The organism is Fusicatenibacter saccharivorans (assembly GCF_027667425.1).
Taxonomy (GTDB): Bacteria; Bacillota; Clostridia; order Lachnospirales; family Lachnospiraceae; genus Fusicatenibacter; species Fusicatenibacter saccharivorans.
Genome location: NZ_JAQEGR010000018.1, coordinates 44,368 through 70,094, shown reverse-complemented (window position 1 = coordinate 70,094; position 25,727 = coordinate 44,368). Strand labels below are relative to the sequence as shown.

The window sequence follows — 25,727 nt, the reverse complement described above, 5'->3', positions numbered from 1 at the left end:
CAGAAGTTTTACGAATTCAGAATAAAACTGAAGGCGAAAAGCAAAGAAAATGGCATTGAACTTCGGGTTGCAGACAGATGGTATCCATCATCAAAAATCTGCCATTGTTGTGGAACGATCAAGAAAGATTTAAAACTTTCCGATAGAACATTTCGATGTCATTGTGGCTATGTCGAAGACAGGGATTTCAATGCGGCACTGAATCTGAGGGACGTAAAAACTTACAAGATTGCATAAGGAAGCAAATGTAAGTATGTACCGAAGGCTATTTCGGGAATTAACGACTGTGGAGTGTACATGGACCTACGAGTAGATATGATTTCGGTCAATCAAAAGTATACACACTGAAGCAGTAAGTAAGATTCGTGAGAACTTACATTATCTCGATGTGATAAGTATATTTAATCACATTTTGAGTGGCAGGCCGCGGCTGTGTATCAGGAAGAAGTAAAGAGTGCAATTATATTGCTGTATCTTGGGATTCTTGCCGGGATGGATGTGAGGAAACGGCAGATCAGCCTTGTCCTGACCGGTGTTTTATTCCTTGCAGGCATTGGATGGCAGATTCTGGTGGAACAGACATCGTGGCTGGAATGGCTGCTGTCCCTGCTGCCGGGAGCAGGATTTCTGACGCTCAGTTATATATCACGGGAACAGGTGGGATACGGGGACGGCCTTCTGCTTCTGACGGTTGGAATCTGGCTGGGATTTGGGCAGACGTTCGGCGTTCTGACGCTGGGACTCATTCTCTGTTCGGTACTCTGCGGAGTTCTTCTGATGCGGAAGAAAATACGGAAACAGGATTCTATACCGCTGGTGCCGTTTCTGCTGCTTGGATTTGTGGGGAGGTGCGGAATGCTTTGAAAGTGAAAATGAGAAAAGCAAGTATTACGGTAGAGGCAGTTCTGGTCGTGCCGCTTGTTCTGATGGTGATTTTTCTTCTGCTGTCGCTGACATTTTTTGTGCACGCACGGAGCTGGTATACATTTGCGGCATATGAAAGCACAATGCTTGCCGCCAGTGAAGGCCGCCTGTCTGTGGAAAAAGGAGAGGCAGCCGCCCAAAGCCGGATGGAATGGTGGATTTCCCAGATACCGCTTCCGGCTGAACCGGTGACCGTACAGACGGTGTGCAGAGAAAAAGAGATTCAGATAAAAGCAGAAGGAAACATTCTGCCAATCTGGAGCCGGAACGCGTGGGAATATTCGGTTTTGAGTGAAATCAGGAGAAACAATCCGGTGAAAACGATCCGGAAGATACGGGCAGTAAAACAGATCTGGAACCAGAAGTAAGGACGGAAGCGGAGAAATGCAGATTGATTATAAAAGAGATTTGAACCATACGTATGTTATTTTACAGGAGGAAAAAGAGCCGGACACGGCGTCGTATCAGATCCGTATGCTGCTGACAAACGCAATCCCAGGGCTTTTGGACTGCAAAATCGGGAAAATGGATGATAAAACATTGTTTTACTATGAGGTGACATCAAGGCAGTCACTTCAGAGTGTGTTTGAACAGCGCTCGATTGGGGCGGAGGCGCTGCGGAAACTGTTTGAACAGCTGCTGGATCTTCTCGAAGAACTGGGGCAGTACCTGCTTGCACCGGACGGCCTCGTTCTGCAGCCGGAGCTGGTTTTTGCAGATGCAAATCTGGAGAACTTTTCCTTCTGTTATCTGCCGGGAAAGCAGGGACACACAGGCTGTTTTCAGAAGCAGATCCGGGAGCTGATGGAATATCTGCTGCCGAAGCTGGATCACCAGGAGCAGGATGCGGTGGTACTCGGGTATGGACTGTATCGGGAGATTTCGGCGGAGATCTTTTCGGTTGAGATGATTCAGGCACTCTTATATCAGACAGGGAAAGAGAAGAAAGAAACGACGGAGCAGGAGGGAAAAGAGCGTCCCAGGGAAGAAAATCCGCCTGTACAGATGGAGGAAACACTTTGGGAAGAACAAGAAGTGGAAGCGGCGGAAGAAAAGGATGAGGGACGCTGGAAAAATATTGTGGAAGCAGTGATCTGCATCGGATTTCTGGGAGGTGTGCTGGCACTGCGGTGGACACAGGCCGAAACTGTTTGGTATCTGGTGCTGGGAGGAGCGGCGGCTGTTGTGGGAATTGTAAGTCTGGCATTGGAACTTGCCAGCCGATGGAAAAAGCGGCAGTCGGGAACAGAAACAGGAAGCTATGGGAAGGCCGCAGGAATCCGGAAACAAGGAGAAACAGGAGATGTATTTTCGGAATATCAGAATCGGAAGGGCTTAAAACAGAAAGATGGAACATGGAATCCGCAAAGCGATACAGAACAGCAGGGATGGAGAAGGGATTCCTCAGTCGAAAAAGAGAAAACATGGGAAAAGAATGAAGAACAGGAAAACAGAAAGATGCACAGCCTGATGGAATTGGAGGGGCATGAAGAGGATCTGTTTGGAAAAACGGAACTGCTGACCAGCCCGGAGGATGAGGGAAGGGCATATCTGATTCCGATAGATCCGATTGATCTTCCGCTGATTCCGATTGAACGCGGAAGCACATTGATTGGAAAACTGTCAGCGGCGGCAGATGTAATTCTGCCATACCGTACGGTAAGCCGCCTTCACGCAAAGCTGGTCAGTACAGAAGAGGGAGATTATCTGCTGGATCTGAATTCGCGGAACGGAACAACGGTGAATGGCGTTCCATTGATGGGCGAGACAAAAAAGAAGCTGGAGGATGGAGACGATATCTCATTTGCCGGGAAGAAATACCGGTATAAGGCGGGAGAGAAAAACAGAAATTAGAGAAAAATGACGCATTACACTTTTTCGATTTGGAGAAAGTGCTGGATGCGTTATTTTTAATATGCCAGAATGATCGAAGAAAAAAGTTATGCGAATGAAACAAAAATATTATAGAAAAGAAAATTATGCATAAAATTAAAAAAAGAAATAATGTAAAAAATAATGTCATAAAACGTCGAAAGCCGTCGTGAAGCGTCAATAATTGTCGAAAAACGTTTATCAAAAAAGAAAAAAATTTGACGATTTCTTGCATTTACAAGTGAATTAAATTATAATAAAAAAATAGCACAGATAAGGAAATGATGTAATGGAAGAACAAAGGAAAAACAGTTACGATCCGAACGAAGATATCGTGGACCGTATGTGGAAGAGGTCAAAAAACAGCATCAATCTGGTCATCGTCGTATGCAATATTCTGGTATTCCTTGCAGTCACACTGACCGGAGGGACAGAGAGCTCCAGACATATGATGGACTGCGGTGCGGCGTATGCGCCGCTGATTGAGAGCGGAGAATACTATCGCCTGTTTACGAGTATGTTTCTTCACTTTGGCATCCAGCATCTGATCAACAACATGCTGCTTCTTTTGTTCCTTGGGGATTACCTGGAACGCGCAGTTGGAAAGATCCGTTATCTGGTCATCTATCTGGGCGGCGGACTCGTCGGAAATCTGTGCTCGTATCTGCATGAACTGTCCCTGATGAAAACAGGGGAAGCACCGGCAGTTTCCGCCGGCGCTTCGGGAGCGATTTTTTCTGCTGTCGGAGCGATGCTTGTTCTTCTGGCATTTCGGAAAGGAAGGCTGGAGGATCTCACCTTCCGGAGGATGGCCGTCATGGCTGTCCTTTCGCTGCTGGTCGGATTCCAGTCTTCAAATGTGGACAACTTCGCACACATCGGCGGTTTTCTGGCAGGTGCAGTCCTGATGGCGGTTCTCTATCCGGGAATGGCAAGGATCAGGAAAAGGGGAAAACGACCGTAAAGGTGCTTCCTTCCCCGGGAACGGAAGAAACGGAAATCGTGCCGTCGTGTGCGGTTACAATTTCCTTGCAGATGGCAAGTCCAAGGCCGGTTCCGTTTTTCTTATGTGTGACAAAAAGGTCAAAGAGAGTCGGCAGATCCTCGGCGGGGATTCCGCAGCCAGTGTCCTGCACACGGATGGTCAGAAAGTCACCGTCGAAACAGAGAGAGATTTTGATCGTTCCGCCGGAAGGCATTGCTTCCGCCGCATTTCGGATCAGGTTCAGAAAAAGCTGACGAAATTGCGTGGTATCAAGGGCAAAGCGCGGAATGGCAGATTCCTTGACAAGTTCAATGGAAACCTGTTGTTTTTCGAGGAGAACGCCGGTATCGGCACAGAGATTCTGGAGCAGAAGATAAGGATTCACGTAAGCGCGTACCGCCCGATATGAATGATTATAGCAGGAGAGCTCATCGAGCAGGGAGTTCAGAAAAGCCATATTTTCCTGGATTTTCTGAAAATAGAGATCGTTGGAAAGCTCCGGATGCGCTAAAAGAAGAAGCTGATGAAAGCTGTGGATAACCGCAACAGGATTTCGAACCTCATGTGAAATCCGGGAAATCATAGCGTGACATTCTTCCGATAAGCCCTGTGAATTGGTTGTTGGTTCTTTTGACATAGCCGTATCCTCCTTATGATGCGTAGGTAATGATTTTTGATTAGGCAAAAGTTTAGCATTGAAAAGGGGGAGCGCGCAACAAAAAGCGTTCTGCATTATTTGACATTTTTCGACAAATAGTGAGAAAATAGAGTTGTTCGGAACCGTGCAGAACGGGATTCGGAACAACAGAAGAATTAAAAAAAGTAAAGGAGAAAAAGATCATGGATTGTATTTTTTGTAAATTAGCAAACGGAGAAATTCCAACCGCGACATTGTATGAGGACGATGAGTTCCGTGTCATTCTGGATCAGGGACCGGCAACGAAAGGACATGCGCTGATTCTTCCAAAACAGCATTTTGCAAACATTTATGAAATTCCGGATGAAACCGCAGCGAAAGCAATGATTCTCGGCAAAAAAATGGCGACGGCCATGACGAAAGCGCTTCATTCTGATGGCTTCAATCTGGTACAGAACAATGGTGAGGCAGCAGGACAGACGGTATTCCACTTCCATATGCATCTGATTCCAAGATATGAAGGTGACAATGCCGGTATTGCTGCATGGAAGCAGGGAACTCTCGAGGATGCGGTAAAAGAGCAGATCATTGAGAGCGTGACGGCAGAGCTGAAGGCCTGAGAAAAGGCTGTCAGCAGCCAGAAAAAGAATCAATGACAGACGAACAGGGGCGGAGAACAATGGACAAAAATAACTTTTCAGAAATATATAAAAAGTATGTAATGACAGCCTATTCAGCCGCAATGCAGGTGGTACACAATGAAGCCGATGCGGATGATATCGCACAGGAAACGATGGTGAAACTGTACCTGAATATTGATGCGCTGGATGAGGATCTTCGGGCGGAAGAGATGGAACTTCCGACGCTTGCAGAGGAAGAAAAGCAGGAGAGAAATCATTTTTTTCGGGAAGTGATGGATGCACTGAAAGATCATGATGAATCGGGTTATTATATTACGCGTGAAATCAAGGTGCATGAGCGTTCGGAAAAGGAAGTAGCATCCGAAATGGGTATCACCATAGGAAATCTGCGGGTGAAAATGACCCGGACGAAAAAATGGCTTTGCCAGCACTTTGCTGACAAAGCCAGAGAAAGGGGATTTCTGTAGTTACTATTTGCGTTCGCATTCCTGGATCAGGGAAAGGATGCGGCCGATGGAATCGGTGTGGCTGCTCTTCTTCATCGCATTGATGTAGGTCTGACGGTTTTCGTAAACCTCACGGATTGCGGACTGAAGAGTCTGCGCATTCACGGATTCTTCTTCCAGAACTTTACTGTAACCCTGACGCTCAAAGGAACGCGCATTTAAAATCTGGTCTCCGCGGCTGGCATTGGCAGAAAGCGGAATCAGAATGTTTGGTTTTGCCAGAGCACTGATTTCGCAGATCGCATTTGCGCCGGCGCGGGAGATGATCAGATCTGCTGCGGCGAAGAGATCCGGGAGCTCATCTTTGATGTACTCGAACTGAACGTAACCTTCGGTACCATTTAAGGATGCATCCAGTTTATCTTTACCGCAGAGATGAATCACCTGGAAATCTTTCAGAAGTTCTGGTAAAATAGAACGGACCGCATTATTGACAGCGACGGAACCGAGGCTTCCTCCGATGACGAGAATAACCGGTTTTGCGGCATTGAATCCGCAGAACTTCAGGCCTTCCCGTGCATCGCCGGACAGCAGTTCCTGGCGGATTGGCGTTCCGGTCAGAACGGCTTTGTTTTCCGGGAGACATTTAACGGTTTCCGGGAAATTACAGCAGACCTTTGCAGCGGACGGAATACACAGCTTATTTGCCAGGCCAGGCGTCATATCCGATTCATGGATGAGCGCCGGGACTTTACATGCTTTGGCGGCAAGGACAACCGGTACCGAAACGAAGCCGCCTTTGGAGAAGACAACGTTTGGTTTCAGCTTTTTGAGCAGTTTTTTTGCTTCAAAGTAGCCTTTTACGACGCGGAATGGATCGGAAAAGTTTTTCGGATCGAAGTAGCGGCGCAGCTTTCCGGATGAAATTCCGTAATACGGAATGCCGAGATCTTCGATCAGCTTGCGCTCCATACCGTCGTAGGAACCGATATAAGAGATTTTATAACCTGCTTCCTTTAATTTTGGAATCAGGGCAATATTCGGGGTAACATGGCCGGCGGTACCTCCGCCTGTCAGAACAATATGCTTCATGAGAATTCCTCCCTGGAATTTGATAATATCATTTGGCTTTTATTATCCCCTCAAGAAGAAAAAAAGTCAAGAGCGGTTACAACATGGAAAATGCCGAGGAACGGAAGAAGATGAAAAAGATAGAAAAAGAAGAACAGCTGAAAAAGAAACTGGAGCAGACGATGGAAGAAAAAATGGCTGCGGATTCGAAAACGGTGGAAGGGGAATCGGCAGTTGTAAAGGCAGAGGAAGGAAACACAGCAACAGAACAGGAGGCTGCGCCTGCGCTTTCAGAGGAAGAACTGAACGCAATGTACGAGCGCTTCCAGCAGCGCCTCCAGAAGGAAGGACTCGCGGACGCGGAAGGGAATCCGACAGAAAAAACACTGGAGATCCGCCGCCAGATCGTGGAGAGAAAGGCAGAACGCGAAAAGCAGGCGGAGAGACAGAAGAAGATTGCGAAGAGAGCGAAAACAACAAAACACTGGGTACGGACGGCGAAAGCGGCTGGTGTTGTGTTGGTTGTGGGGGCTTGCGTTTTTGGAGCTAGTATGACGAGCGAGGCGAATCGGATTCGACTGGTGGAGAGTGTACATGGAGTTTGGAATGCAGGGAGTTCAACAGGAACAGACAATGGTGAGACGAGAAAATATTCGACGGGAAGTTTAGATGAAGCACAGAAGGAAATAAGGGAGAATTTGCACATAGAAGTTCCAGAATTTTATTACATTCCAAAGGGCATGGAGTATAACAGAACATACATATCTAAAGAAACTAAGCTGGCTATAATCCAATACAAATATGGTGAAAAAGAAATTTATTTTCGATTATCAGCAAATGAGAATGATTTGTCACAAAGTGATTGGCAAGATAGTGAAAATGTTGAGGTAGAAACGTTTGATAACATATTGGATATTGAAATGGGAACAATATCTGAAAATGATGAAAAGAACTATTATGTAAAGTGGCGTTATAAAGATGTTTATTATGAATTGAGTGGGCAAATTGCGAAAGAAGAGTTATTAAAAATATTGAATGAAATGCAGTATAACTTGTAATAATTATATGATTTACACGTATATAAAATGTAGATGAGGACGAGGGGAAAGAGGAAGTATGAAAAAGGTTATGAACTTGAAGAACTTACTCTTTTGTGTAATGTTTGTTTTGTCTTTAACATTAAATACCATCAATGTGCAAGCAGGAACATTGGATTATTTAGGAAATACAATAGATGGATCCATTTTAACAAATGAAGAGGAGTCATCAGGAGAATATCTTAGCGTAGCTAGAAGTACGTATTTACATCAGGGAACTGTAAGAATTACTAACAATGGAAATGGTTATGTAGGAATATTTGGTGGAACAGAATGCAATGTAAGTTGCAACACAGTAAAATTAAATGTATATTTAGAACGCTCTAGTGGAAGTGAGGATTTTTATAGTTACAAAAAATGGGAAAATGTAGACTATAATACAAATTCTCTGTATTTCAGTAAAGAAGTAAAAGTAGAAAAAGGCTATTATTATCGTTTAAGAGGATATCATTCCTGCACAAAGAATGGAGTCACTGAAAACGGAGGTAGTAGAACCAACGGTATTTATATTGGATAACGAAATATCTAAAAATTAAACAAAACAAACAAATCATTGTTTTATGAGCACAAGAGAGAACTGCAAACAAATAAAATCAATTTTTAAACCAGTAATTTGTAACTCCCTCATCCCTTTAAAACCCCACGGGGCCAGTCCCCTATAGAAACCTTATAACAATGAATATATTAAGACGAAAACGCAGATCTTTCAGGATTTTCAACGCGTCGAAATTCCTTTTTCCAACCACAACACAGATCTGAGTCATCATGTGTTACTATGTTCAGCGTGTGAGTGATCATACGGAACATCGGCTGGCCCCGATAAGTGAGGCATCGGTATTACTGCAGGAATACCGGTGCCTCTTTTCTATGCACTTCCGGCGGCCGATGCCCATAATTGAACAAAAATATCAAGATTGTTGTGCAATCTGCCTTAAAATTCCGTTGGAATCTGCCAGATATTATGCTATAATAATCAAAAAAGAGAGAATAAGCATAAAATACAAAAGGAATTTCAGATTATTTTCGCGGACAACGCGTCAAAGACCATGCTGGCATGAGAACTTGACGACTGCCGCGATAACGGGCCAAACGCATAACGCGTGATTTGACCCGCAGTGACAACATTTTGTCCCCGAACAAAACGGGAGAACAGGAGGCATCTTATGCGTCTTACATTTCTTGGAGCAACACATGAAGTGACGGGCAGTTGTTATTATCTGGAGGCTGCCGGGAAGAAGTTTTTAGTGGACTGCGGTATGGAGCAGGGACCGAATATTTATGAAAACAAGCCGATTCCGGTTCCAGCATCCCAGCTGGATTTCGTATTGATCACGCACGCGCACATCGATCACACCGGAAATCTGCCGCTGCTGTATGCACACGGCTTCCGCGGTCCAATCTATATGACCCCGGCGACGGTAGCGCTTTCGGACATCATGCTCCGCGATAGCGCACACATTCAGCTCGCCGAGGCCGAGTGGCGGAACCGCAAAAACCGCCGGGCGGGAAAAGAAGATTACGTCACACCATACACAATGGAGGATGCCCTCGGCGTGATCCGCTTACTGGAGGGCATTCCGTATCATCAGCGTGTGACACTATCGGACGGCATTCAGATCCGTTTCCTCGATGCCGGTCATCTGCTCGGCTCCGCATCCATTGAGCTGTGGCTGACAGAGGACGGTGTGACGAAAAAACTGCTCTTCTCCGGTGATATCGGAAATATCCATCAGCCGCTGATCAACGACCCGGAGTACCCAGAGAGCGCTGATTACGTGATTATGGAATCCACCTACGGTGACCGGAGCCACGGTCCGAAACCGGATTATGTACCGGAGCTGGCAAAAATCATTCAGGAAACGCTCGACCGCGGCGGCAACCTCGTGATCCCGTCGTTTGCTGTTGGAAGAACGCAGGAGATGCTGTACTTTATTCGTGAAATTAAGGCAGAACATCTGGTTCACGGCCACGGCGAATTCCCGGTTTACGTGGACAGTCCGCTTGCCGTTGAGGCAACCAATATTTTCCGCGATCATCAGAAAGAGTGCTACGATTCCGATGCTGCAGCGCTCCTTGCACAGGGCATTAACCCGATTCTGTTTCCGGGCTTAAAGCTCTCGATCACATCCGATGAGTCGAAAGCCATCAACTTCAACGAAACCCCGAAGGTCATCATATCCGCAAGCGGCATGTGCGATGCAGGCCGAATCAAGCATCATCTGAAGCACAACCTCTGGCGGCAGGAGAGTACGGTTCTCTTCGTCGGCTATCAGGCCGTCGGTACACTGGGACGGGCGCTGATCGGAGGCGCGAAGGAGGTGAAACTGTTCCAGGAAGAGGTTCATGTGAACGCGCACATCATCCAGTTCCCGGGCATGAGCGGCCACGCAGATCAGGAAGGACTGCTCAAATGGGCGGGCAGTCTGCAGGCAAAACCGGACCGCGTTTTCGTAACGCACGGCGAAGATAAAGTAACGGAAATTTTTGCAGAAAAACTGTGGGACGAATTCCGCTACCCGGCGATGGCTCCGTTCTCCGGCACGGTATTTGACCTGAAAGAAAATGAATTCATCGAAAAAACCGTTGGCATTCCGATCCAGAAGGAAACAACGGCAAACGCTGGAACACTGCGCACGAGAAGCAGCGGAAATGCCGTCTTCGATCGTCTCGTTGCGGCTGGTCAGCGGCTGCTCACCGTCATTACAAGAAACAAAGGCGGTGCTAACAAAGACCTTTCGAAATTTGCCGATCAGATCAACAGTCTCTGCGACAAATGGGACAGATAAAGCAGTCCGGTGGCTGGAAGAAAGACTGTGCTATTAATATAGAAGAAAAACCGGAAGAAAGCAGGCGGCAGGGAAGCTGTGCTGCATCAGAAAAGAAAAAACAGAAGTGGATAAATTACAAACTCCCCGGGGTGAGCATTCCCCGGGGAGTTATTATAATAAAAAAGAGCAAGCGTAAAAAAAGTTATTTCTGGATAGCCTGTTCCAGTGCTTTTGCAAGCTGGTCTGGACATGATGTTCCGCGTCCGTTGCAGTCGATGCCTTTCATGCGGGAGATGGCTTCGTTTACGTCCATGCCCTCAACGAGTCTTGCAACACCCTGTGTGTTTCCGTTGCATCCGCCTACGAACTGTACGTTGTGTACTTTACCGTCTTCTACCTCAAACAGAATTTTTCTGGAACAGGTACCTTTTGTTGTATATTCCATCGATAAGATCCTCCTTTGTGAATAAAAAATTAGAACATTATCGTGAACTTCAGCCACGATAATTCTTCGGTTCCTGCTATTATATCATAGATTACGAAAACAGCAAAGAAAAAAGATACCACAGATCCAAAATTTATTGTATACTGTAACAGGAATTACAAAGAAACCAGAAGGAAAAGAAAATGGACTCCCGGAGTTTTCCGTTCTTACTTTAGCGGCTGACCGCTGACAAAAATGATTTCATAAAAGCAAGAACAGAAAGAATCGGAGAGTACATGTAAAGTTATTGGAGGATATCATAAACATGAAGTTAATCGGAATCATCGGTGCAATGGAAGTTGAAGTTGCAAGCTTAAAGGAAATGATGACGGATGTTACAATCCGCACGAAAGCATCCATGGAGTTCAACCACGGTTACCTGAACGGAAAAGAAGTGGTTGTTGTGCGCAGCGGAATCGGCAAAGTAAATGCCGGTATCTGCACCCAGATTCTTGTAGATGATTACGGCGTGGACTGTGTCATCAACACCGGAATTGCAGGCTCCCTGCGGAATGAAATCAACATCGGCGATATCGTCATCTCGACCGATGCTGTTCAGCACGACATGGATGTGCGCATCTTCGGATACCCGCTCGGCGAGATTCCGCAGATGGGTGTTTTAAGCTTCCAGGCAGACGAGCACCTCGCAGAGGTGGCAGAGGAAGTCTGCAAGGAAGTCAATCCGGAAATCCAGGTATTCCGCGGACGCGTGGTCAGCGGTGACCAGTTTATTTCCAGCAAAGAAGTGAAAAACCATCTGATCGAGGAATTCAACGGTTCCTGCGCCGAGATGGAGGGCGCTGCGATTGCGCAGGGCGCTTATCTGAACAAGATTCCATACGTCGTACTCCGCGCCATCTCCGACAAAGCAGACGACAGCGCAACAATGGACTACCCGACCTTTGAGAGCGAGGCAGCCCGCCACTGTGTCAACCTGCTGCAGGAAATGGTAAAACGCCTGTAATCTAAAAAAAGCAAGAAGAAAAAATCGACAAACGGGCAGGCGAAAACCAGCGAAACCACGCGAACCGGCACGAAAGCAGTCCCCTGAAGGAACGAAAAATAAAAATTCACGCGAAAAAGCACAGAATCACAAAGAATTTGACGAACGTTTTTTGTTTCCAAATTTTTCCGGCAGTGCTATACTGTGGCACATCGGAACAAGAAGATGCTCACTACGGATTGCTCAGCAGTAAAACACTTGCTGTTTTGCTGCGTAAGAAAGTGATTCAGGTGTGAGCAGCCCTCCTTTTGCGAAGCAAAATTTTCAATGAGGGCTGCGAATGTTACAGTTCCCAGGTACCTGTGAACTGTAACACGTCTCCACTGCCGATATGCCAGCGGAAGAATCCTGTGCGCGCAAATTCTGCCGCGGCATCCGCCGATGCACCGCAACGGAAGCACCGGCATATGATCATGACAGGCAAATTCAAAAATCATCAGGGGGAATAAGAATGCTGGAGTTTTGTGTGAAACAAAATGTGTTCTTATACGCAATGATAGCAGCAGGAATCGCCGGTGTGTGGTGCCTGTTCTGGAATAACCGTTTCTACACCCGGGCCATCCGCGATCTCGGAAGGCTGAAGGAACCAAAGTCGAAATGGACCAGGTCGGTGCTGGAAACGTGTCAGAGAAAAGCGCATCCCTTTTCGAATGCCGGGGCGTTTATGCGCAGCCAGATTGCACAGGGCAGGTCAGCGGGAATGGCAGTCCCGACGCTTCTGCGCGGAAGCCAGAATATGATCCTCACGGTTCTGGCGCTGTCGATTCTTTCGCTGTGGGCGATCTACCGATACCGTTATGGAGAGGCGGAGCTGATGCGCTACCTCGGAACGGGCACCGCGCTCGCCGGAGGCCTTGTCTTTTTCCGACTCTGTCTGGATTTCGGCGGAAAAGAGGAAATTCTGCTGAACGGCTGGACAGACTATCTGGAAAATGAGTTTGCAGCGACGAAACAGAGTGCGGTGCTGGAAACCGTACAGCAGACCGAACGGCAGCCGGTGCAGGCGGAAACCATGGCACAGGCAGGAACCGGAGCGGCGAAAGCAAAACCGCAGACTGCGGGAAGCGAGTCCGCCAAAGAGCGGAATGAACTGTTCGCAGATCCGGAAAAAGAAGCGAGGATTTCGAAAGTCAGGGAGGGCATCCGCCAGACCGCCGCGGCCGAGAGCAGGTTTGCCGGAATGCTGACGCCCGAGGAAGAGAAGCTGATGAGGGAGATTATCAGCGAATACGTGTAAATACCAGGGGATCAGGCCGGGGAGCATGGCATATCGACATGACCATATTTCCGAATCGGCAGTCCGCAGGTATCTAAGATAAAAATATTTCAGGCAGTGCCGTCTTTCAAAACAGACAGGCGGCACTGCTTTCCCGGATAAAGCAGAATCATCATCTGCAAAAGGAGGAACCAACATGAGACTTGTAATTCTTGAGGCAGAGTCACTGGGAAAGGACATGGATCTGTCCGGCTTTTCCCGTTTTGGAGAAGTGACAGTATATGAAAAAACAACGGAGGAGGAATGCCCGGAGCGTGTGCGGGAGGCGGATATCGTCATCTGCAACAAGGTGCGCATGTGCAGCCGCACCCTGTCCGGCGCGGAGAACCTGAAACTGATCTGCGTCACCGCAACCGGCATCAACAACATCGATCTCGATTATGTGAAGCGCCACAACATCGCCGTGACGAACGTCGCCGGCTATTCCACCGTCAGCGTGGCCCAGCACACCTTTGCGATGTACTTCTATCTGGCAGAAAAACTCCGTTATTACGATGATTACGTAAAAAACGGCAGCTACGCCGCCAGCAGTCTTTTCACCTGCATGGACAGACCGTTCACCGAGCTGGAGGGCAAGACGTGGGGCATCATCGGCCTTGGCGCGATCGGCAGAAAAGTGGCTTCGATTGCACAGGCATTCGGCTGCCGTGTGATCTATTACTCCACCTCCGGTACACACGACGATCCGGACTACGAGCGGGTCGATCTCTATCGTCTGCTGAAGGATTCTGATGTGGTTTCCATCCACGCCCCGTTAAATGAGGCGACCGAGAACCTGATGAATATCGAAACGTTTGCCAACATGAAGCGGAACGCAATTCTGATCAACGTCGGCCGCGGCTCGATCGTGAATGAGCGTGACCTCTGCTGTGCCCTGCGCGAGGGCCTGATCGCCGGAGCAGCGCTCGATGTACTTTCCAGCGAGCCGATCCGCAGTGACAGTCCGTTACTGAAAATGGCGGACGACGACCGCCTGTACATCACGCCGCACATCGCCTGGGCATCGAAGGAAGCCCGCACGCGCCTGATCGGGCTGGTGCAGAAAAATATTGCTTCGTACCTGGAAGGCGGCATGGAAAACCGCGTGGTATAAAAGGGATACAAATCCAGGGACAAAATACATAAAAAGAGCCGGACATCCGACGGAACCGCAGAGGGGACTGCAAGAACAGCCGCTCCCAAGTTCCGCCGGATGCCCGGCTTTTGCATTTGCTTTATTCGCTGCAAAAACGAGAGAACATTATTCCTCTGTAATCTGAATTTCCAGATAATCAAACTCCAGCGATTCAATAAAATTATCCTGTGTGAACCGCGTTTTCGATCTCCGTTTAAACTCCGAAATATTCGTATCGAGCCAGATCGGCTTAGCCAGATTCCAGGCATCACAGATTTCATCGAGCGCACGGAAGACCTTGTGCGTTCTGGTATCCTCATCGTCGATGCAGACGGTAAGATCCTGAAGAATATGATTGTTTTCCACTAATTTTCCCCACATCTGAAACATATTAAAAATCCTCCTGAAAAGTACAAAGTGAACAGTGCATTTGGAACGACCGTGTTAATCGCTGGTAACGGTATGCAGTTCTTTAAAATCCTTCGGCGAGATCCCGTACTCTTTTTTAAACGCGCGGTAAAAACTCGAATAGTCGTGAAATCCGAACAGCAGATACACCTTTGTGACCGGTACATCGCCGAGCAGCGCTTCACGGCACCTTGCCAGCCGCTTTTTGGAAATGTACTGGTGGATCGACATGCCGATTTCATCCTTGAAAACGTGTGCAATGTGATATTTGCTCACAAAAAGTTCCGCCGCCAGCCGTTCGAGCGACAGATCCTCGGACAGGTGCTCATCAATATAGAAACAGAGCTGTTCATACAGCGAGAGCTGTGCTTTCCGGGTGAGCGGGTGATGCTGCTCATACACCGTTCGGTTGATCTGCATCAGCAGGTCGCTGACGTAGAGAAAAATCTGCGTCTCTTTTCCAAAATGATCGGACCGCATTTCCTCAATCAGGCGGATGGTGCGGTACTGGATCGTGTTGAACTCGACGGAATCGAGAGGGAACAGATATTTCTGATTTTCGGCAGCGTATTCCATCAGGTAAACGTAGTCGGCGGAACGGGCGCAGAGCTGCTCTGCAAAAGCGGCGCTGACCCAGAAAACAAAGCGGCGGTACGGCACAGACAGGTCGTGCATCACCAGATGATGCGGCACGCCGGGCGGAATCAGAAGAAGATCGCCGGGCGTCGGTGTGTAGAGCACTCCGTCGATTTCCAGTGAGATCGCCCCTTCGAGAAAGAGATAGAACTCATAATGCGTATGCGTATGTTCTTTTACGCCGGGCACATCGTCGGTGCTGTAATAGTATAACTCAAACGTATCCGAAATCATGTACTGCCGGGTGGCAAATTTCGTCTGCAGTTTTTCTTTCATAATAAAAGCATCCTTGCAAAAAAATGATATTTTTGAACCATAACAACAATTCCCAGCATATCACAAAACAGCAAGTTTTACAATGTATTCGGCAATTCGCACAATAGAAAAAAACAACTTGTCCGGTTATGATACAAGGGAATAAAATAAAAACAGAATGCAGAATAAATTTCAGATAAAGATCAAAACGGAGGAACAGCTATCATGAATCAGATTCTCGAACAGCTTGGAACATACGGCATTGTGCCGGTTGTCGTTTTACAGGATGCAGCAAAAGCAGAGCCGCTTGCCAAAGCTCTCTGCAAGGGCGGACTTGCCTGCGCCGAGGTGACCTTCCGCACCGATGCGGCAGAAGAATCCATCCGCATTATGAGCGAAAAATTCCCGGAGATGCTGGTGGGAGCCGGAACTGTGCTCACAACCGAGCAGGCGGACCGCGCCGTGAAAGCCGGAGCAAAATTTATCGTCAGCCCGGGCCTCAACCCGGAGGTAGTAAAATGGTGCCAGGCACACGAAGTACCAGTGATCCCGGGCATCGTGACCCCGACTGAGATGGCGCAGGCAATCGGTCTTGGGCTCACCATGGTGAAATTCTTTCCGGCAGAACCGGCAGGCGGACTGAAATACATCCGTGCCATCGCAGCACCGTACACCATGATGAAATTCATGCCGACCGGCGGCATCAACCCGCAGAATGTAAGAGAATACCTGGCATACGACCGCATCGCAGCATGCGGCGGAAGCTGGATGGTAAAAAATACGATGATTGAAAACAACGAATTCGACCGCATTGAAGAGCTGGTGAAAGAGGCGGTTGAGATCGTAAAGGAAAGCCGGACGTGACGACATCCTTCCCGCAGCCGCTGGGCACCGACCGTTGACCTCGAGCGTGATCCGAGATGGGGAAGAAACGAGGAGTGCTACGGCGAGAACCCTGTGCTGACCGGAAAAATGGCCGGCGCTTACATCGAGGGAATGCAGGGCGACGATCCAAAATATCTGCGCTGTGCATCAACCCTGAAACACTTCTATGGAAACAACACCGAGGTCGGCCGCGGCTGGAAGAACTCTTCGATTGACCCGCGGAATAAATATGAGCTGTATCTCGAGCCGTTCCGCAGATGTATTGAGGAGAGCGGTGCAGAGGGCATCATGACGGCGTACAACAGAATCAACGGCACCGTCGGCGGAATGGTCCGGGAAAACATGGAAATCTCGGAATCCGTCATCATGAAACAGGCGGACCAGAAGATGTATGAAAATAAAAAAAGTTCACGGTGAATCGCCGCAATGGATTGTCCCCGCGGGTCTTTTCGTGGTACAATGAAACATAACCGATAAAAAGAAAAACGAGGGCAGAACATGAACGAATTATATGAAATGATTGAAAAGAAAATCAAAGAATCCGGCTATCCGCGGCCGATTTCGGGAAGCGATGTTTACGATGACATCTGCGACCAGATCGAGGGAAAAGAGAACGGTTCCTATGTGGTATTATCGAAATTTGATGATGATGTGATTTTCGAGTACCACATCACGGTGATGGATGATGAATTCAACCTCGGCGTGCTGACGATGCGCACCCCGGAGGGCGTGTTTGAGACTGATTTTGACCAGTAAAAGAGAAAAGAAAGAGGTTGTTACTTATGCCGAATGTTGAAAAAATCACAAAACAGACGGAAAATCCGTTCGTAAATCTTTACCTGGTGGAAGGGACAAACAAAGTAAACCATCACTTCCGCTATTACGTGGCTTCCCGCGCAAAATCCATCGAGCAGATGAAGATTAAAACAAGGAAAAATACGCCGGACGGTGTGCTGATGTACAGTCTGTACGGGGAAAAACGCGACAAAATTGTCCTGGTGCGCCAGTACCGCGTTTCCATTGATGACTACATCTACGAATTCCCGGCAGGCCTGGTGGAACCGGGCGAGGAGTTCCATGAGGCTGCCGTGCGCGAGATGCATGAGGAGACCGGTCTTACGTTTCACCCGTTGAAAGTAGATCCCTGCTACGAGAAACCGTTCTTCACCACAATCGGCCTGACTGATGAAGCATGCTCTGCCGTTTACGGCTGGTGCGAGGGCGAGATCAGCCGCAAATACCTCGAAGAGAGCGAAGTGATCGAAGTTGTCCTTGCTGACCGCGAGGAGGCAAAGAGAATCTTAAAGGAAGAAAATGTAGCAATTATGTGTTCTTATCATCTGATGCATTTTATTCATGATGAGGAGCCGTTTGCATTCCTGAAATAAGTGGAGGGGAGCCAGAAAAACACAACCCCTGGAAGTTCTTAGCACGAACTGCCAGGGGTTGTGTTTTTCTGACTCCCATTTACGTTGTGGGGGACGGGAGGGTGAGGACTCAGGTGTAGTATTGGGCCTGGGTTTCGTAAAGATTGGCGTAGATGCCGTGGTTTGCGAGGAGGGTGTCGTGGGTTCCGTCTTCGGCGATGCGGCCGTGGTCGAGGACGATGATGCGGTCGCAGAATTTGCAGCTGCTCATGCGGTGGGAGATGTAGACAGCCGTTTTACCGGCGATCATCTGGCTGAACTGTTCATAGATTTCGGCCTCAGCGATCGGGTCGAGGGCTGCGGTCGGCTCGTCGAGGATGACGAACGGGGCATCCTTGTAGAGGGCGCGGGCGATGGCGGTGCGCTGGGCCTCGCCGCCGGAGAGGTCGACACCGGAGCCGTTGTTGTTGTAAAGGCGGGTGCGGACGCCCTGCGGGAGTTGCTGTACACGGTCGGTGAGACCGACTTTTGCAAGAGAGGATTGCAAAGCAGCTTCATCAATCGTAGTCCCTGCGGCGATGTTTTCGTCGAGCGGAAGGGAGAACAGGTGGAAATCCTGGAAAACCACGGAGAAGGCCTGGGTGTACTCTTTGTAATTGTATTTGCGGATGTCAATGCCATTTAGGGTAATGTAACCTGAAGTTGGTTCATACAGGCGGCAGAGCAGCTTGATGAGTGTCGTTTTTCCGGCTCCATTGCGGCCAACGAGGGCGGTTTTGTCGCCGACGGCAAAGGACAGTGTCACATGCTCGAGCACCGGAAGATCCGTGCCGGGATAGGAGAATGAGACATCGTGGAACGCAAATTCATATTGGCCGTCGTCGCGTTTCTCAATCGGCAGTGTACCGTCGTAGGCCATAGACGGCTGCGCGATGAAATCCTCATAGGTCGAGAGATAGGAATTGATATAGTCGAACTCCGATCCGGTTGCGAGAAATGTCTGAAGATCACTCATGGCGCGTGTCACGGAACCGGCATACAGAAGAACATCCCCGATGGGGAGAACGCCGTACAGAGCCCTGGCGCCGATCACAAGGTACGCAGCGAAATTGGAAAGGAGCGAAAGCAGCGCGTTTTTTCCGTCTGTGATGGTGGAGAAGCGGGCGAAGTCGAGGTACATCGGCAGGAAATGTTCCATGGCCTTTCCAAACTGTGTGTCGAGAAAGTGATCAAAATGACCGATGCGGATATCGTCCGCGCGCCGTTCTTCCAGCGTCGCATTGGCGAGATAATTGGCAACCGAGTTGGAATGGTCGTTGCCCTGGTTCAGCTCTATCTTTTTCTGTGTACTCTTGCGGTTGATGCGGGAGGAAAGTGCAAGCTGCACACCACAGAGCAGGAGCAGTGCAAGCATCGAAAACGGCGAGGTGAAAAAGTTCTTCCTGCTGCTGGCGGACAGAAGAAACAGACGGAGCAGGAAAAACAGGGCATAGAGAACCGAGAGCAGGGAAGTGATCAGCGTATGAATGACAATGAGCTGGTCACCCACATTTCCCGATCCCATGGAGGAGACGTTGGTGCGCCGGATGGCATCCATCGTCTCTGTTTTTTCGAATTTCTCAAACTCCAGCTCCAGCGCCTTTGCGGTGATTTTCTGTTCCGTGCGTGCAAGACAGAGTTCTTTTTGGCCGTCGAGATACTGACGGCAGATTTTTTCAAACAATCCCAGCCCATACTGCGTAAGCAGAAAGACGACAACAGTATACAGACAGGCGCGGTACGACTTTGCAAGCAGTAAATTCAAAATTCGCGCCGAGAAAAACAAGGAGAGATACGGCAGCGTTGCAGCTGCAAAAGCGCTTCCGAGAAGCCAGAACAGCACGCGGTGATTGCCCTGGCTCACCATAGTTAAAAAGCGGCAGATGGCATGAAACCGTTCTTTCATTTTCATCAGATATCTTCCTCCGTTTCCTGATAATACTGGCTCTGCACCTCAAACATATGCGCATACGATCCGCCGAGGGCAATCAGCTCATCGTGGGTTCCGCATTCTTTGATCTTTCCGTTTTCGAGAAACAGGATCGTATCGCAGAAGCGTGTCGATGCAAGACGATGCGAGATGAAAAGCGCAGTCTTATTTTTCAGCAGTGTGCTGTAGGTTTCGTACATTTTATTTTCCGAGATTGCATCGAGCGCAGCCGTCGGCTCATCGAGCAGGAGCAGATGGCAATTTTTATAGAGTGCCCGCGCCATCATCAGTTTTTGCATTTCACCGCCGGAAAGCGTAATGCCGTCGTCCGCCATATCCTTGCCAAGATAGGTTTCTTCTTTCTGCGGCAGACTTGCAATTTTTTCCCAGAGTCCGGCGCGGATGAGTGCTTCTCGGCAACGGTTACGATCGGTCTCTTCCAGCGGGGAGCAGCTCACATTTTCTGCAATCGAAAACGAAAGTGCAAACGGGTCCTGAAAAACCGCTGCGATTGCTTTGTAATACTGTGCCGGATTCAGACTGCCAAGGGGAATGCCGTTAATGGTGATGTTCCCTTCTGTCGGCTGATATAGTCCGCAGATCAGCCTGACAATTGTGGATTTTCCGGCGCCGTTGATGCCGACAAGTGCCGTATGCTCACCCGCATGGAGCGTAAAACTGACATCATCGAGGATCCTTTTATCGCTGCCCGGATAGGAAAACGAGACGTGGGAAAAGCAGATTTCCAGCGGTTTTTCTTCCGCAAGTTCCGGCCGGAACGGCAGCGTGTGGCCTGCAGGGAACGGAAGATCGAAGAATTCCCGCAGCCAGCGGATCTGCTCGAGACAGAGCACGGATTTGGAGAGCGCGGCGGTGATCTCGTTAAAATATGAAGAAAAACCGGAGACGGCACCGAGCGCAAGCACAAAGCCGGATACGGTCATCGTGCCGTGGGATAGACGGTAAATCAGAAAGCCATAGCAGATTCCGTCGCGCAGAAGCTGTAGTGTAAGTGTCAGCAGATCATTTGCAAAGTAGGCGCTGCGGATGCGGAACAGAATTTTCTGATACCGCTTGTTGAGCTGGCGATAAACACCATCGAGCCATCCGTTCAGCTGATACAGACGGATATCCTTTCCGGCGGATGTGTTGTACGACTGTTTCTGGAAATAGCGCTGCGATACTTCAATTTCAGACAGATCGTCTCTGCGGCGGACTTCGTAAGAAGCCGCGCGGCGGTAGCTGAGAAACTGCAGAACCGAGAGCACAAGCAGCAGAAGAATGATAGCCGGATGGACGGTTCCGATCAGTCCTGCGTAGAGAATCAGCCCAAGAAACGAAGAATAAATTGTGACATCGTATCGGAACATGCCTTCCACGCCAACCCAGTTGCTGCAGGTGGCTCCGACGGCTTTTTCGGCGAGCTGCAGCGTTTTTGGTTCTGTCAGAACCGCATAATCTATCTGCATGAAATGACAGAGAAGGCGGCGCGTAAAAAAGCCGGTCCGGAATTCGGTATACTGCCAGGCGTTCCGCGATTGCAGAAAGGTGTGGCTGACAAAAACAACGGCATAGCAAAGAAAGAGAACGAGCGTTCCAAGTGCAAATCCGGAAAAGCCGCTGCTCTGTTCCAGAAACAGGAGAATCCCGGCAGGAAGCAGAATCCCGAAAAAGCCGGTGAGCACCTGTGAGACGATTTCGAGTGCCTGAAAGAGAAACGGCTTTTTGCTGTAATGCCACAGCTCCCGATGAATATAAATGTAGTTAGACCATAATGAATACATAAAGACCTCCTCTGTCACATGTCTTTCGTGAACTGTAGTTATCCTACCATATTCATGCAAAACACGGGGGAAAAGTACGTAAATGGAACAAAAAAGAACGCGAACAGCAAAAAAAGTGTTCACGTTCTGCAAAATTTTTCTGTAGAATCATCGGACAAAATCAAAAAATTCTGGAAAGAGCTTTTTACAGCGGCAGCATAATCTCCGTCACGAAAACGCCGGGCTCGTTCTGCCGGTTGATATATCCTTCGTACTTTTCCACAACAAGATTGATCCGTTTCAGCCCATGCCCGTGATTTCCGCGCTTCGTGGTGATATACTCGCTGTCCAGCTTCCGCACAGTATCCTTTGTTGCATTCGTAACGGAAATATACAGCTGGTTTTTCAGCACACCAATATAAAGCCGGATATAGGGATCCGCAAGGCCCTCGCATGCTTCCACCGCATTGTCAATCAGATTTCCGATCAGCGCGCAGAGATCAATATCACTCACCGTAAGATTGGCCGGGCAGGCTGCCTTGTAATCCACGCGGATGCCGTTCTTTTCGGCGAGTGAAATTTTGGAATTTAAAATCGCATCGAGATTCACATTCCCCGAGTCGCAGAGCTGGTTGACCTGATCGAGATCATTTTCGAGCAGCCCGAGATATTCCTGCAGCTTATCATACTGTCCCATCTCAACATATGCCTTCATTGACTGCAGATGATTGTGGTAATCATGACGCCAGCCGCGCATTGTCAGATAGATATTCTGCACTTCCTCGACCTGGCGGGCGAGAAGCTGGTTCTGGTATTCGATATTTTTGCGTTCCAGATAATGGGATAAAAATGGAATGTGCGCCATGAAACATCACCTCGGTTCGTTCGGAATTGGAAATTAAAAAATGCAAAACCTTTAAAACGCATTCGGCCGGTAAAACTGCAGGAACACCTGGTTGAGTGATGCATAGCATCCGCGGCTGACCGGAATTTTTGTTCCGTCCGACAAGAGACATTCCGTCCGCGTGATCCGCTCCACATGAGCGAGATTCACAAGATAACTCCGGTGTGCTGCCGCAAAACATTCTCCTGTCCCACCAGAAGCCTGCCATGCGGCGGAAAGCTCTTCGCGGAACTCCGACAGATTTTTCTTAAACGTTTCCGTGCCGGCGGCCGTATGCAGCGTCAGATAATGATTATCGGACTCCACAAAAAGCAGATCCGAGAGGAACAGCTTCTGCGTCTCCCCGCCAAGTGAAAGCAGCAGATGCGGCTTTTCCTGTCCGCGCATCGTCTGCAGTTCGTCGAGCAGCGGAAACAGTGTGTCTTCCGTCACCGGCTTTAAGAGATACCGGAACGCCTGCACCTCATACCCTTCGAAAACGTATTCTCTGTGGTTCGTCAGAAAGAGAATCGGCACCTCGCTGTCCGTCTCACGGATTTTCCGCGCCAGCGCCATGCCGTCCATTCCGCCGAGATCAATATCGAGAAAGATGAGATCGAACGGATACGAGTCAGGGTAGTGGAACAGAAAAGCAGCGGAGTCTGAAAAGGCTTCCACGGTAAGAGGAAGCCTTTTTCGCTCCGCAAAGGTGTGGAGCAGCAGTTCCATCCGGGAACGCTGCGCCGGTTCATCTTCGCAGTAAGCAATTCTCATGTTATTCACCCAAACATTTTTTGAAGAAGTTATCGTAAACGGTAATCATTTCCTCGGTCCAGAATGCTGCACCGCCGTGGTCTGCGCCGCGAAGAAGATACAGCTGTACATCTTTTCCGGCATCCTTTAATGCGTGGTAGAGATCGACACTCTGCTGGCAGAACACCATCGTGTCCTTGGTGCCGTGTGCGATCAGCATCGGCGGGAAATCCTCGTTCACGTATGTTTTGGAGCAGGCTGCCTTAGCCTCCTCAAGATGCTCGGTAATGTCATAGCCCATCAGCATGCCCTCCGGGCTGTCCGGTTTCTGATGGTTCAGCGTTATCGGATAGCCGTACGGCAGTGTCACATCAACAGCTCCGTACAGATCGATAATACCGCATACCTCGCAGCTTTCCTCATTGATCGGCTCGTCAAGTTTTCCGCTCTTTGCGGTCATGCCGGCAACGGAAGAAACCTGTCCGCCGGAAGAATCTCCCATTAGGAACATCTGCGATGGATTCAGCTTGTATTCCTCCGCATGCGCACGCAGAAAACGTACCGCATTTTTTGCGTCGATGATCTGCGCTGGGAAATGTGCGATTCCGCTGTGACGGTATTCGACGATTGCAACAACGTAGCCGCGCTGCGCCAGACGGGCGATCATGCCGACCTTCTGGTAGACATACTGTTTCATCCAGGCGGATCCCTGAATAAATGTGATGCACGGCCAGGTGCGCTCCGGGTGCGCCATCTGGAATGGTGTGAAAATTTCCAGATGAAGATTGTGCGCCTCGTCGTAGACAACTTCATGCGCATAGCGGATCTCCATTTCCTCTCCGGTCACCGGAATTTCCACGGCGCCGTCTACCGCGTCCGTGTAGTCCGGCATTGTCTCATACGTGTAGTTTGATGGTTCAATGATCATGTGTAAAAACCTCCTTTTTCTAAAACCCCTTTTTCGGTCCGAAACAGCAATCCACAGGATTTACAATTTCTTCGACTCCTCATATGATTTTAACTCGGAAAGCGCCTCACCTGCAAGTGGATACAGTGCAATAATGTTGAAAATTGTCATCAGCCCGATGCCGACATCACCAAGATCCCACACAAAAGTGTATGCGGCAATACCGCCGATAAACAGCATTACAAGTGCAAGAACCTTGTAAGCGGTCTGGAAACACCACTTGTCACCGAACAGGTAGGCAACGTTGCTTCTTGCATAGAACAAAATGCCGAGGAACGTGGAAAAGCTGAACAAAAACAGCGTAAGTGCGATAAAAATCACACCGAATTTTCCCAGATGATACTGCATGGCGGTCTGCAAGAGATCCATGCCGGAAAGGCCATTAATCAGATCCTTTGGTGCAAGCAGCATAATCATTGCGGTGCAGCTGCAGATGACGATTGTGTCAACAAAAACGCCGAGCGCCTGTACAAGGCCTGCTTTGGCCGGGCGGTCACATTCTGCGGCGGCAGCGGCGCATGGAGCGGAGCCGGAACCGGCTTCATTCGAAAACAGACCACGCTTTACACCGTTCATCAGAACAGCACCAAAACCGCCGGCTGCCATCTGACGAAGTCCGAAGGCTTCCTCAAAAATGCGTGCAAACACAGAAGGAATCTGACGGAGGTTGACTGCGATGATAAACAGTGTGATAAAGAAATAGCAGACTGCCATGACAGGAACTATAAAATCCAGCACCTTTACGGTTGCATTTTTCCGCAGTACGATGATTGCAGAAAGAATCACCAGCATGATACTGGTGTAAAGCGGCGGAATGGAAAATGCATTTTTAAAAGAAGAAGCCACGGAGTTGCTGATTACCTGACTGATACCGCACCAGCAGATCAGACCGGCAATGGCAAACAGAACAGCCGGCAGAACGTATCGTTTTTTCTTCTTGAGGTGGTCTTCAACCAGATCGTGAATGTAGTAGGCAGGACCGCCGCGGTAGCCGCCGTACAGAGGATCTTCTTCTTTGTGAAGCTGTGCGAGCGTAGCTTCGATAAACGCGGTAGACGAGCCGATGATAGCCGTCACCCACATCCAGAACACAGCACCTGCGCCTCCGGCGGAGACTGCAGCGACAACGCCGACCAGATTTCCCATACCGACACGCGTTGCGGTGGAAACGATCAGTGTCTGAAAAGAAGAAAGGCTGCTTTTTTCATTTTTCTTTTCCGACAGGGCACGGATCATGTCCGGGAACAGACGGATAGGAAGAAAACGTGTCCGGATCGTAAAATAGATGCCGGTTGGGATCAGCAGAAGAATCAGAAGGGAGATTCCGAGACTGCCGCCGCCCGGGAGCGGAATCGTAAAAAGATCGCCCCAGAGAAAGTTGTAGACTGTGGTGATGAGATTGACAATCATGTTTTCAAAAACCCTCATTTCAAAATATTTGCGGCACTGTGAAACGTCAAAGCATAAAAGCACCGTTACCTGCTATTATATCGGTTTCTGTTTGGAATGTAAAGAAGGGAAGA

At 48.9% G+C, this 25,727-nt stretch carries 27 protein-coding genes and 1 pseudogene; 17 read left to right on the top strand and 11 right to left on the bottom strand.

Annotated features, from left to right (window positions below; genetic code table 11):
* From PGS38_RS15170 to PGS38_RS15150, 5 genes are all read left to right on the top strand, one after another.
* On the top strand, nucleotides 1-237 hold a 237-nt coding region (locus tag PGS38_RS15170), incomplete at its 5' end, for a zinc ribbon domain-containing protein (protein WP_270476401.1).
* A gap of 195 nt (nucleotides 238-432) precedes the next feature.
* On the top strand, nucleotides 433-864 hold the full coding sequence (locus tag PGS38_RS15165; RefSeq protein ID WP_022461943.1) for a prepilin peptidase: 432 nt from the start codon (nucleotides 433-435) through the stop codon (nucleotides 862-864).
* Between the two features lie 2 nt (nucleotides 865-866).
* A complete protein-coding gene (locus PGS38_RS15160) occupies nucleotides 867-1,292 on the top strand; it encodes a TadE/TadG family type IV pilus assembly protein (protein WP_243004587.1) in 426 nt (141 codons plus the stop codon).
* 16 nt (nucleotides 1,293-1,308) lie between these two features.
* Nucleotides 1,309-2,778 (top strand): DUF6382 domain-containing protein, encoded by a 1,470-nt coding sequence (locus PGS38_RS15155; RefSeq protein WP_118640919.1) that lies wholly within the window; start codon nucleotides 1,309-1,311, stop codon nucleotides 2,776-2,778.
* Nucleotides 2,779-3,085: 307 nt separating this feature from the next.
* Entirely contained in the window at nucleotides 3,086-3,760 is a 675-nt protein-coding gene (locus PGS38_RS15150) for a rhomboid family intramembrane serine protease (protein ID WP_226906363.1), read from the top strand.
* Here the strand turns inward: PGS38_RS15150 and PGS38_RS15145 are convergent.
* A complete protein-coding gene (locus PGS38_RS15145; RefSeq protein ID WP_055219129.1) occupies nucleotides 3,735-4,418 on the bottom strand; it encodes a two-component system sensor histidine kinase NtrB in 684 nt (227 codons plus the stop codon). The genes PGS38_RS15150 and PGS38_RS15145 overlap by 26 nt on opposite strands.
* 203 nt (nucleotides 4,419-4,621) lie before the next feature.
* Here PGS38_RS15145 and PGS38_RS15140 point away from each other — a divergent pair, with 203 nt between their 5' ends.
* Together PGS38_RS15140 and PGS38_RS15135 are read left to right on the top strand one after the other, a co-directional pair.
* Nucleotides 4,622-5,038 carry an HIT family protein gene (locus tag PGS38_RS15140; protein ID WP_172680766.1) on the top strand — a complete coding sequence of 139 codons (417 nt, stop codon included), beginning with the start codon at nucleotides 4,622-4,624 and terminating at the stop codon, nucleotides 5,036-5,038.
* Nucleotides 5,039-5,070: 32 nt separating this feature from the next.
* Entirely contained in the window at nucleotides 5,071-5,526 is a 456-nt protein-coding gene (locus tag PGS38_RS15135; protein ID WP_330670655.1) for an RNA polymerase sigma factor, read from the top strand.
* A gap of 3 nt (nucleotides 5,527-5,529) precedes the next feature.
* On the opposite strand, the gene PGS38_RS15130 is transcribed toward PGS38_RS15135, so the two are convergent.
* Nucleotides 5,530-6,597: an undecaprenyldiphospho-muramoylpentapeptide beta-N-acetylglucosaminyltransferase gene (locus tag PGS38_RS15130; RefSeq protein ID WP_022461936.1), complete on the bottom strand. Its 1,068-nt coding sequence runs from the start codon at nucleotides 6,595-6,597 to the stop codon at nucleotides 5,530-5,532.
* Nucleotides 6,598-6,707: 110 nt separating this feature from the next.
* Here PGS38_RS15130 and PGS38_RS15125 point away from each other — a divergent pair, with 110 nt between their 5' ends.
* The 3 genes from PGS38_RS15125 (at nucleotide 6,708) to PGS38_RS15115 (ending at nucleotide 10,459) form a co-directional block, all read left to right on the top strand.
* Nucleotides 6,708-7,634: a DUF4367 domain-containing protein gene (locus tag PGS38_RS15125; RefSeq protein WP_270476399.1), complete on the top strand. Its 927-nt coding sequence runs from the start codon at nucleotides 6,708-6,710 to the stop codon at nucleotides 7,632-7,634.
* 58 nt (nucleotides 7,635-7,692) lie between these two features.
* A complete protein-coding gene (locus PGS38_RS15120; protein WP_117762038.1) occupies nucleotides 7,693-8,190 on the top strand; it encodes a DUF6147 family protein in 498 nt (165 codons plus the stop codon).
* Between the two features lie 646 nt (nucleotides 8,191-8,836).
* Nucleotides 8,837-10,459, top strand: a complete 1,623-nt coding sequence (locus PGS38_RS15115; protein WP_022461365.1) for an MBL fold metallo-hydrolase RNA specificity domain-containing protein — start codon at nucleotides 8,837-8,839, stop codon at nucleotides 10,457-10,459.
* A 184-nt stretch (nucleotides 10,460-10,643) separates the two neighbouring features.
* On the opposite strand, the gene PGS38_RS15110 is transcribed toward PGS38_RS15115, so the two are convergent.
* On the bottom strand, nucleotides 10,644-10,886 hold the full coding sequence (locus PGS38_RS15110) for a TIGR03905 family TSCPD domain-containing protein (protein ID WP_022461364.1): 243 nt from the start codon (nucleotides 10,884-10,886) through the stop codon (nucleotides 10,644-10,646).
* Nucleotides 10,887-11,190: 304 nt separating this feature from the next.
* Here PGS38_RS15110 and PGS38_RS15105 point away from each other — a divergent pair, with 304 nt between their 5' ends.
* The 3 genes from PGS38_RS15105 (at nucleotide 11,191) to PGS38_RS15095 (ending at nucleotide 14,297) form a co-directional block, all read left to right on the top strand.
* Nucleotides 11,191-11,889 carry a 5'-methylthioadenosine/adenosylhomocysteine nucleosidase gene (locus PGS38_RS15105; protein WP_055226889.1) on the top strand — a complete coding sequence of 233 codons (699 nt, stop codon included), beginning with the start codon at nucleotides 11,191-11,193 and terminating at the stop codon, nucleotides 11,887-11,889.
* A gap of 490 nt (nucleotides 11,890-12,379) precedes the next feature.
* Nucleotides 12,380-13,165, top strand: a complete 786-nt coding sequence (locus PGS38_RS15100) for a hypothetical protein (protein ID WP_117802479.1) — start codon at nucleotides 12,380-12,382, stop codon at nucleotides 13,163-13,165.
* A 175-nt stretch (nucleotides 13,166-13,340) separates the two neighbouring features.
* Nucleotides 13,341-14,297: a D-2-hydroxyacid dehydrogenase gene (locus tag PGS38_RS15095; protein ID WP_118659452.1), complete on the top strand. Its 957-nt coding sequence runs from the start codon at nucleotides 13,341-13,343 to the stop codon at nucleotides 14,295-14,297.
* Between the two features lie 147 nt (nucleotides 14,298-14,444).
* Here the strand turns inward: PGS38_RS15095 and PGS38_RS15090 are convergent, their stop codons facing one another.
* Nucleotides 14,445-14,708: a hypothetical protein gene (locus tag PGS38_RS15090; protein ID WP_055219147.1), complete on the bottom strand. Its 264-nt coding sequence runs from the start codon at nucleotides 14,706-14,708 to the stop codon at nucleotides 14,445-14,447.
* Nucleotides 14,709-14,762: 54 nt separating this feature from the next.
* Nucleotides 14,763-15,638, bottom strand: coding sequence for an AraC family transcriptional regulator (locus PGS38_RS15085; RefSeq protein WP_118667008.1), 876 nt, complete (start codon nucleotides 15,636-15,638; stop codon nucleotides 14,763-14,765).
* Between the two features lie 204 nt (nucleotides 15,639-15,842).
* On the opposite strand from PGS38_RS15085, the gene PGS38_RS15080 reads away from it, so the two are divergent.
* The 4 genes and pseudogenes from PGS38_RS15080 (at nucleotide 15,843) to PGS38_RS15065 (ending at nucleotide 17,890) form a co-directional block, all read left to right on the top strand.
* Entirely contained in the window at nucleotides 15,843-16,481 is a 639-nt protein-coding gene (locus tag PGS38_RS15080) for a bifunctional 4-hydroxy-2-oxoglutarate aldolase/2-dehydro-3-deoxy-phosphogluconate aldolase (RefSeq protein ID WP_118601524.1), read from the top strand.
* Nucleotides 16,482-16,511: 30 nt separating this feature from the next.
* Nucleotides 16,512-16,919 (top strand): annotated as a pseudogene (locus PGS38_RS15075) (glycoside hydrolase family 3 N-terminal domain-containing protein); the annotation flags it as partial.
* An 81-nt stretch (nucleotides 16,920-17,000) separates the two neighbouring features.
* A complete protein-coding gene (locus PGS38_RS15070) occupies nucleotides 17,001-17,258 on the top strand; it encodes a hypothetical protein (RefSeq protein ID WP_055265559.1) in 258 nt (85 codons plus the stop codon).
* 26 nt (nucleotides 17,259-17,284) lie between these two features.
* Nucleotides 17,285-17,890, top strand: coding sequence for an NUDIX hydrolase (locus PGS38_RS15065; RefSeq protein WP_055219153.1), 606 nt, complete (start codon nucleotides 17,285-17,287; stop codon nucleotides 17,888-17,890).
* Nucleotides 17,891-17,999: 109 nt separating this feature from the next.
* Here the strand turns inward: PGS38_RS15065 and PGS38_RS15060 are convergent, their stop codons facing one another.
* The 6 genes from PGS38_RS15060 to PGS38_RS15035 all read right to left on the bottom strand — a co-directional run bounded on the left by PGS38_RS15060 (nucleotide 18,000) and on the right by PGS38_RS15035 (nucleotide 25,614).
* Entirely contained in the window at nucleotides 18,000-19,820 is a 1,821-nt protein-coding gene (locus PGS38_RS15060) for an ABC transporter ATP-binding protein (protein ID WP_118640928.1), read from the bottom strand.
* Complete coding sequence (locus PGS38_RS15055; RefSeq protein ID WP_118640930.1) at nucleotides 19,820-21,622, bottom strand: ABC transporter ATP-binding protein; 1,803 nt, start codon at nucleotides 21,620-21,622, stop codon at nucleotides 19,820-19,822. The genes PGS38_RS15060 and PGS38_RS15055 overlap by 1 nt, the downstream gene beginning before the upstream one ends.
* A 184-nt stretch (nucleotides 21,623-21,806) precedes the next feature.
* Nucleotides 21,807-22,466 (bottom strand): sensor histidine kinase, encoded by a 660-nt coding sequence (locus tag PGS38_RS15050; RefSeq protein WP_055219159.1) that lies wholly within the window; start codon nucleotides 22,464-22,466, stop codon nucleotides 21,807-21,809.
* Nucleotides 22,467-22,517: 51 nt separating this feature from the next.
* Complete coding sequence (locus tag PGS38_RS15045; RefSeq protein ID WP_118601527.1) at nucleotides 22,518-23,258, bottom strand: LytR/AlgR family response regulator transcription factor; 741 nt, start codon at nucleotides 23,256-23,258, stop codon at nucleotides 22,518-22,520.
* 1 nt (nucleotide 23,259) lies between these two features.
* Entirely contained in the window at nucleotides 23,260-24,165 is a 906-nt protein-coding gene (locus tag PGS38_RS15040; protein ID WP_118601528.1) for an alpha/beta hydrolase, read from the bottom strand.
* A 60-nt stretch (nucleotides 24,166-24,225) separates the two neighbouring features.
* A complete protein-coding gene (locus tag PGS38_RS15035) occupies nucleotides 24,226-25,614 on the bottom strand; it encodes an alanine/glycine:cation symporter family protein (RefSeq protein ID WP_055226893.1) in 1,389 nt (462 codons plus the stop codon).
* Nucleotides 25,615-25,727: the final 113 nt, after the last annotated feature.

What these genes read in the sequence shown, in the direction of transcription:
- PGS38_RS15045 (WP_118601527.1), bottom strand. Translation starts at nt 23,258, where the DNA reads ATGAGAATTGCTTACTGCGAAGATGAACCGGCGCAGCGTTCCCGGATG.
- PGS38_RS15100 (WP_117802479.1), top strand. Translation starts at nt 12,380, where the DNA reads ATGCTGGAGTTTTGTGTGAAACAAAATGTGTTCTTATACGCAATGATA.
- PGS38_RS15135 (WP_330670655.1), top strand. Translation starts at nt 5,071, where the DNA reads ATGACAGACGAACAGGGGCGGAGAACAATGGACAAAAATAACTTTTCA.
- PGS38_RS15085 (WP_118667008.1), bottom strand. Translation starts at nt 15,638, where the DNA reads ATGAAAGAAAAACTGCAGACGAAATTTGCCACCCGGCAGTACATGATT.
- PGS38_RS15155 (WP_118640919.1), top strand. Translation starts at nt 1,309, where the DNA reads ATGCAGATTGATTATAAAAGAGATTTGAACCATACGTATGTTATTTTA.
- PGS38_RS15120 (WP_117762038.1), top strand. Translation starts at nt 7,693, where the DNA reads ATGAAAAAGGTTATGAACTTGAAGAACTTACTCTTTTGTGTAATGTTT.
- PGS38_RS15150 (WP_226906363.1), top strand. Translation starts at nt 3,086, where the DNA reads ATGGAAGAACAAAGGAAAAACAGTTACGATCCGAACGAAGATATCGTG.
- PGS38_RS15140 (WP_172680766.1), top strand. Translation starts at nt 4,622, where the DNA reads ATGGATTGTATTTTTTGTAAATTAGCAAACGGAGAAATTCCAACCGCG.
- PGS38_RS15125 (WP_270476399.1), top strand. Translation starts at nt 6,708, where the DNA reads ATGAAAAAGATAGAAAAAGAAGAACAGCTGAAAAAGAAACTGGAGCAG.
- PGS38_RS15105 (WP_055226889.1), top strand. Translation starts at nt 11,191, where the DNA reads ATGAAGTTAATCGGAATCATCGGTGCAATGGAAGTTGAAGTTGCAAGC.
- PGS38_RS15090 (WP_055219147.1), bottom strand. Translation starts at nt 14,708, where the DNA reads ATGTTTCAGATGTGGGGAAAATTAGTGGAAAACAATCATATTCTTCAG.
- PGS38_RS15050 (WP_055219159.1), bottom strand. Translation starts at nt 22,466, where the DNA reads ATGGCGCACATTCCATTTTTATCCCATTATCTGGAACGCAAAAATATC.
- PGS38_RS15080 (WP_118601524.1), top strand. Translation starts at nt 15,843, where the DNA reads ATGAATCAGATTCTCGAACAGCTTGGAACATACGGCATTGTGCCGGTT.
- PGS38_RS15110 (WP_022461364.1), bottom strand. Translation starts at nt 10,886, where the DNA reads ATGGAATATACAACAAAAGGTACCTGTTCCAGAAAAATTCTGTTTGAG.
- PGS38_RS15130 (WP_022461936.1), bottom strand. Translation starts at nt 6,597, where the DNA reads ATGAAGCATATTGTTCTGACAGGCGGAGGTACCGCCGGCCATGTTACC.
- PGS38_RS15095 (WP_118659452.1), top strand. Translation starts at nt 13,341, where the DNA reads ATGAGACTTGTAATTCTTGAGGCAGAGTCACTGGGAAAGGACATGGAT.
- PGS38_RS15145 (WP_055219129.1), bottom strand. Translation starts at nt 4,418, where the DNA reads ATGTCAAAAGAACCAACAACCAATTCACAGGGCTTATCGGAAGAATGT.
- PGS38_RS15060 (WP_118640928.1), bottom strand. Translation starts at nt 19,820, where the DNA reads ATGAAAATGAAAGAACGGTTTCATGCCATCTGCCGCTTTTTAACTATG.
- PGS38_RS15065 (WP_055219153.1), top strand. Translation starts at nt 17,285, where the DNA reads ATGCCGAATGTTGAAAAAATCACAAAACAGACGGAAAATCCGTTCGTA.
- PGS38_RS15040 (WP_118601528.1), bottom strand. Translation starts at nt 24,165, where the DNA reads ATGATCATTGAACCATCAAACTACACGTATGAGACAATGCCGGACTAC.
- PGS38_RS15115 (WP_022461365.1), top strand. Translation starts at nt 8,837, where the DNA reads ATGCGTCTTACATTTCTTGGAGCAACACATGAAGTGACGGGCAGTTGT.
- PGS38_RS15035 (WP_055226893.1), bottom strand. Translation starts at nt 25,614, where the DNA reads ATGATTGTCAATCTCATCACCACAGTCTACAACTTTCTCTGGGGCGAT.
- PGS38_RS15070 (WP_055265559.1), top strand. Translation starts at nt 17,001, where the DNA reads ATGAACGAATTATATGAAATGATTGAAAAGAAAATCAAAGAATCCGGC.
- PGS38_RS15055 (WP_118640930.1), bottom strand. Translation starts at nt 21,622, where the DNA reads ATGTATTCATTATGGTCTAACTACATTTATATTCATCGGGAGCTGTGG.